The sequence below is a fragment of the Bradyrhizobium sp. 2TAF24 genome (assembly GCF_052115025.1).
In the GTDB taxonomy this organism is placed as follows: domain Bacteria; phylum Pseudomonadota; class Alphaproteobacteria; order Rhizobiales; family Xanthobacteraceae; genus Bradyrhizobium_A.
The window spans coordinates 1-7,017 of record NZ_JBFRFW010000048.1 but is presented as its reverse complement, the minus strand read 5'-3'; the positions used below and the strand labels follow the sequence as shown (position 1 = coordinate 7,017).

At 68.7% G+C, this 7,017-nt stretch carries 1 protein-coding gene and 1 pseudogene; both read left to right on the top strand.

Annotated features, from left to right (window positions below):
* A partial coding sequence (locus AB4Z37_RS32810) for a hypothetical protein (RefSeq protein ID WP_441520851.1) occupies positions 1-368 on the top strand: 368 nt, incomplete at its 5' end.
* Positions 275-7,017: pseudogene (locus AB4Z37_RS32805) on the top strand (filamentous haemagglutinin family protein); the annotation flags it as partial. The gene AB4Z37_RS32810 and the pseudogene AB4Z37_RS32805, both read left to right, overlap by 94 nt.

The following is a 7,017-nucleotide window of genomic DNA, read 5'->3' as shown; positions in this document are numbered from 1 at the left end:
CCCAGAGCGGCGTCAGCTATACGCCGAGCTTCTCCGGCGCGGGCGGCCGCGTCGTCGTCGAGAAGGGGGCGCTGCTGACGACCAATCCGCCGACGTCGGTCACGGCCGGCGGCGGCTTCGTCGCGCTGCTCGGCACCGAGGTGAACAATGCCGGCACCATCCAGACCCCGAAGGGCCAGGCACTGCTGGCGGCAGGCGACAGTTTCGCGCTGCGTCCCGGCTACAGCACCAGCGCCAACCAGTGGTCGACCACCCGCGGCAACGAGTTGCGCCGTTGTTCGCGGCCGGCAGCACCAGCGGGCGCGTCACCAACAGTGGCCTCGTCGTGGCGCAGCAGGGCGACATCACGCTCGCGGGCCGCACGCTGATCCAGGACGGCGTGCTGGTATCCACCACATCGGTCAACCAGCGCGGCACCATCCATCTGCTGAATTCCGCCAGCGACACCGCCGGCAGCGTCACCCTGACTGGCAACAGCTGGAGCGTCGTCCTGCCGGAGCTCGACAGCGGCGATACGGCGCTGAACTCCCAGCGCGACACGCTGATCGCCGATTCCGTCACGCAGGATCTGGCGCGCGCCGGCCTGAATCTTGGTCAATTCGACAATCTCGCCAGACTGTCCGACCGCAAGGATCAGTCGCGCATCGAGATCGTGAGCGGCGGCTCCGTCGACTTCGCCGGCGGCTCGAACGCCGTGGCGCAGGGTGGCCAGGTCACCGTCAGCGCCGGGCGGCGCGTGCAGGCCGAGGCCGGCGCCACCATCGACGTCTCCGGTGAGCGCGATGTCCTCGTGCCGATGTCGATCAACAAGATCCTGGTCAACGTCCAGGGCAACGAGCTGCGCGACTCGCCGCAGAATCGCGACAATGGCGCGCTCATCAACCAGAACCTGTGGATCGATGCCCGCAGCCTCGTGCTGGTGCCGGCAGGGACCGGCGGCTATGCCTCGGACCGCTACTACACCGGTGGCGGGCTGCTCGAGGTTTCCGGCTATCTCGCCAACGTGCCGCACAAGATCGGTGAATGGGTCGCGGTCGGCGGCAGCATCGCGCTGGCGGCGCCGGAAGTCGTGGCGCAGCGCGGCTCGGTGTTCAACGTGTCCGGCGGCTCGGTGCAGTACCAGGGTGGTTTTCTGCCGCAGAGCTTTGTCGTCGGCAATGACGGCCGGGTCTACAACATCAATTCTGCGCCGGCCAATCTCAGCTACCGGCCGTTCGTCAATGGCTTCGTGGTCGAGCATCGCCAGGGTGGTCGCGTCGACAACCGGCTGACCGAGACCTATGCCAGTCTGCTCGGCAGCAATCAGCTGACATGGGAGAACGGTTATACGGTCGGCCGCGATGCCGGCCGCCTGATCCTGTCGACGCCGACGCCGCTGTTCGAAGGCACCATCGTCGCCGATGTCGTCAACGGCCTGCGCCAGGTCGCGGCGCGTCCGGCCGGCGTCACGGACGGTTATCAACTGACCCAGTCGACGGTGGCGCGAGCGGGTCAGCTCGCGGTCGGCCGTTACGACGCTTCCGGTCTCGCCGGAGCCTACAACACCGGCGTCGTCATCGGGCGGCCGCCGATGGCTGCGGACGGGGTCGATCTTGCGGCGCCGCTGCCGGCGGAGCGCGTCAACACCGGCTGGTTCGATGCCGCGCAGCTCGCGAGCTTTGGTCTCGGCGGCCTCAGCGTCGTGACATCGGGCTCGATCAGGATCGACGCGCCGCTGGCTTTTGCGCCGGGCGCCCAGGTCAACCTCGTCGCGCCGGTGGTCGACGTCAGGGCCGACATCGTCGCGCGCGCCGGCAGTGTCACGATCACCAACATCCTGCGCCCGGATAATACCAGCGCCGCGAAGCCGTTTGCGCTGCTGACAGCTGATGGCCTGTCGCAGCTGAAGCTGCGCGCGGGCGTCACCATCGACACCCGCGGTCTCTGGACCAACGTGCAGGCCGACCCGACCGCGGTGTCCGGACTGGCCTACGTCGACGGTGGCAACGTCGCCTTCAATTCGACGCAGGGCGTGACGCTGGAAGACGGCAGTGCCATCGACGTGTCATCGGGCGCTGCGCTGCTGCCGCTCGGCAAAGTCAAGGGCGGCAAGGGCGGCAACGTCACGCTGGTCGCCAACGACCGTTCGATCGGCGGACCGACCGTCGGAAGCCGCCTGATTCCGAAAGCAGCGATCCGTGGTTACGGCGTTGCGGGCGGTGGCACGCTGACCATTGGCAGCGGCTCTGCGATCGTGATCGGCGGCAAGGCGCTGGCGACCGACGGCATCCTCGCGGCCGGCGAGAAGGCGCTGGTCAACCTGGTGCTGGCGCAGGACCTGCTGATCCCGGCCGGGGCGGCCGTGCCGTTCAATTACGACGAGAGCATTACCTATCTTGCGCCGGGCACCGCCGCGCCGGCACCCGTCATGGTGAACGCCACCACGGACAAGCCGCTGCTCATCGGCCCGAGCGGCTGGACCGTTCCCGCGGGCAGCATCAATTTTACGGACCTCGCGGGCAGGACCTACTACGGCGGCATGACGATCCCGCCGAACACCTTTGTCACGACCGACGCGTTGACCAAGCTGCCTCTCGGCTTCAACGTCGACCCTGGCGTCTTTCCCAACGGCATCGTGCTGAACGCCACGCGTGTCATGTTCAACGCCGGTGACATCGCGCCGGTGGCGATGCGCTTCAGTGCCGGCACCATGATCCCCGCCGGCACGGTCGCGCCGCGCGCCTATGCGGTGGCGCCGCTGACCAGCATCGGGACCGCGTTGTTCAGCACCGGCTTTGCGAGCTACGACGTCAACGGCCATCTCGGCCTGATGGTCGCCGATCGCGTCGCCTTGAATGTGGTGATGCCCATCTATCGCTTCGCCGACAGCGCATCGAGCGTTCCGACCGGTGGCGATCCGGCTTCGGCCCTGACGCTGTGGCTGCCGCCGCTCTACCAGGAGGATCCGGTCGGCGGCCGTCTGACCCGCCGTGGCGGCGCCGACCTCACGCTGCAGTCGAACCTCGACACCAACAGGGGATCGCTGACGATCGGCATGCAGGCGACCGTCACGGTCGATCCGGGGCGCACGATCACGCTGCGCAGCCCGGGCCAGATCAATGTCGATGGCCGTCTCACCGCCGCAGGCGGCCGGATCGATGTCCTGCAGATCGGCAGTGCCGGCGATCCCTATATCGGGGCGCGTTCGATCTGGATCGGCGACAATGCGGTCCTCGACGTCGCCGGCCGGAGCGCAGTGGCCGTCGATGGCTTCGGTCGCCGCTATGGCCTGGCGGACGCCGGTGGCCGTATCACGCTCGGCAACGACAGCGAGGCTCCTGCTCCGGTTGCGCCGGCGGGCAACGGCTTCATCATCGTGCGGTCGGGTGCGCGTCTCGATGCCTCTGGCGCTAGTGCCGTGATCGATTTTACCGAGGCAGACGCCGGTGGCAGGACCACCGTGCGTCCGCTGACGCTGGCGACCGCGGGCGGCAGTATCGCCATCAGCACGCTCAGCGGCTTCTATATCGACGGCACCATGATGGCGCGGGCCGGGGGTGAGGGCGCCGCCGGCGGCACACTGTCGCTGGCTCTGGTGACGCCGAGCTACGCCAATCCGGTCGACCGGCGGGCTCCGAACGAAGTGCGCAAGTTCCGCATTCTGGAGGTCGCACAGCAGGCCGGCGCGAGCGGCCTTGCACCGGGTCTGGCGTGGGGCGAGCGCGACCAGGCGCTGCAGTTCGGGCACGGCCGCATTGGTGTCGACCAGGTCGTCGCCGGAGGCTTCGGCAACCTGCGCCTCTACTCCGAGACCATCGCCTTTGACGGGGACGTGCAGCTTGCGTTGCCGCAGAGTCTCCGGATTGCCGGCAACCTCGTCGCCAAGGCAGGCAACGAGCGGATCACGCTCGCGGCGCCTTATGTCTCGTTCGGCAGCGTTTCGTATTCGCCGGCCAGCGGCGCCGTCGAGCCGCGCCCCGGCAGCGCTGCGGGGGAAAGACAGCCCGGCTTCGAGACCACGCCGAGCGGTCTGCCGCCCAGGTCTGGCACGGCGCGGCTGACGATCTCCGCCGATCTGGTCGATCTCGCCGGTTCCTTCGAGCCGCTCAATCTCGGCATCAATCAGATCGACGGCTCGTCGGTGGTGACCCGCATCGCCGGCATCGACCAGGTCGTCGTCGCCAGCCGCGGCGATATCCGCCTGACCGGCAATACCTACGGCAGCCGCACGATCGAACTCGATGCGGCGCAGATCTATCCGGTCAGCGATGCCAAGGTGTTCATCGCCGCCAGCGACCTCGTGCGCTTCGGTCGCACCACCTCCGACACGCCTGCGGTGCCGTTCTCGGTGTTCGGCAAGCTCACGGTCTACAGCCGGACCATCGAGCAGGGCGGCGTCGTGCGCGCACCGTTCGGCGCGCTTGTTCTCGGCGGCCCTGGCCTCGACCGGAAAGGATATGTCGCTGCACAGCAGGTCGATCTACTGCCGGGCAGCATCACGTCGACCAGCGCCGCGGGACTGGTGCTTCCCTATGGCGGCACCGTCGATGGCCTTGTCTATCGCTACAACGGCGCCGAGGTGGCTCAGGTCCTGAATGGCGTGGGTGCATTAGGTCTGGTTGGCGGCATCGGCCTTGGCGGCTCGGCCGTGACGGTTGCACGCGAGGCGCTGCTCGATCTCTCGGGCGGTGGCCAGTTGCTCGGCGCCGGCTTCATCAGTGGCCGTGGCGGTTCGATCGACATCCTGCTCAATCCGCTGGCGGCGGCCAATCCCGGCAACACCTACAGCAGCCTCGGCAATCGGGTGTTCGCCATCGTGCCGAGCGCGACAGTGGCGTATGCCCCCGTGGTGCCGGCGACCCAGGGCGCGGCGCCGGCCATCGGCCAGCGCATCACGGTCGGCGGCGGGGTGCCCGGTCTTGCGGCCGGCACCTACACGCTGATGCCGGCCTCATACGCACTGCTGCCCGGCGCGTTCCGCGTCGAACTCGGCGCACAGACACAGCTCGGCGCCAGCGTCGCGCCGCTGCCCAACGGTTCGTTCGTCACATCGGTGGTCGGCAGTATCGCCAACACTTCCGTCCGTAACAGCCAGCCCAATCTCGCCATCATCACGCCGGGCGCGGTGGTCCGCAGTTATTCGCAGTACAACGAGCAGGACTATGCCAGCTTCATGCTGGCGGCTGCCGCGCGCACGGGACAGCCGCGTCCGAGCCTGCCGGCTGATGCGGGCACGCTGCAGCTCGCCCTCGCGGTGCAGACGTCGGGCCGTCTGTCGTTCTCCTTCGCTGGCCGGGCGCTGTTCACCCCCGGGATAGGCGGCTATGGCGGCACGGTCAGCGTCGATGCCCCCGCGGGCTCTCTAAGCCAGTCCATCGAAATCCTTGGTGACGGCAGCGCGCCGACGGCGGGCTTCGCATCGGTGCGTGCGGCGGATCTCAATGCCATCGGCGCGGCCAGGATCTCGATCGGCGGCGGCCAGATGCTGGATGCCGCGAACGGCTATGTGGCGACCACCGGTTTCGCCGGCGGGGTCGTGATGCGCGGCGGTGCCGTGCTGCGGGCGCCGGAGGTGTTCCTGACGGCCGGGAATATCGGACTGCGGATCGAAGATGGTGCGCGCATCGACACGATCGGTGCGGGCGCGGCGACCGTGATGCCGTCGCGCGATGGCTTTACCTATGCGCTCGGCGGCAACACGGTCATCGTCTCCAACGGGCTGGTAGACATCCCGCAGGCAGGGCTCGATGGCGCGATTGCTGGCGGCGTCACCATCGGCGCCGCGACCATCGGAACCGAGGGGACGCTCGCTTTCGGTGTCCAGAAGGGGACGCTGTCGATCGCTGACGGCATGCGCTACGGCGCGCGCTACCTGTCGCTGACCATGCCGAGCATCAACATCGGGGATGCCGGTGCGATCGCCGCGGCGCGCGGCGCGGGTGTGCTGCCCGACGGCCTCGTGCTCAACCAGGATGTGCTCGGCCGTCTGCTGGCGGGCAATGCCCTGGCCGGCGCACCGAAGCTCGAGAGCCTGACACTGTCGGCGCAGGCATCGCTGAATTTCTTCGGCGCGATCAATCTTTCGACCATCGACCCGGCGACTGGCCTCTCCAGCCTGCGCACGCTGGTCCTCAACACGCCGGCGATCTACGGTCTCGGCGCATCCGGCGACAGCGCGACCCTCACCACCGGGCAACTGATCTGGAACGGCATCAGCGATCGTGCCTTGCGCACCGGCCGCAACGAGCCGCGCAGCCTGCCGCCCGGCGCGGTGATCACCGGCGGCGCCGGCACCGGCCACGGAACGCTCAACATCATCGCGGACGACGTGGTGTTCGGGTATGGTCCGGGCACCAAGCCGGATACCCAGGTGACGCTGGATCGCCTCGCGCTCGGCTTCTCGACGGTGAACATCACGGCACACAGCCGCATCACCGCCAACAACCGCAACACCCWGTCGGTCTATGAGAGCCAGGGCGCCTACCAGACCGGCACGGGTTACAGCTACAGCGGCGGCAACCTCAACCTGGTCACCCCGGTGCTCACCGGGGAGGCCAGCTCGATCAACCGCATCACCGCGGGCGGCGCGCTCACCGTCGTCGGCTCGGGCGATGCGGCGGCGGCCACGGCCGCCGCGCTCGGCGCCGAAGTCGGCCTCAAGGGCAGCACCGTGACGGTCGCGACCGCGGTGGTGCTGCCGAGCGGCAAGCTCACGGTGTCCGCCGATGGCGACATCACGCTGACCGGGGCCTCACGCATTGACATGGCGGGGCGGGCGGTGAGCCTGCTGGATGCGACGCGCTACAGCTGGGGTGGTGACGTCATCCTCCAGAGCGCCCATGGCAATATCGTCCAGGCGGCAGGATCGGTGGTCGACATCTCCGCGGTGAACAATCGCGCCGGCTCGCTGTCGGTGACGGCGGTCGACGCCGCCGCCGGCCATGTCGTGCTGGCCGGCACGGTGCGCGGCAGCGCCTCGGGGCGCTATGACGCCGGCGGCACGCTGGTGCCGTATCTCGCCGGCAGCATCGACGTCCA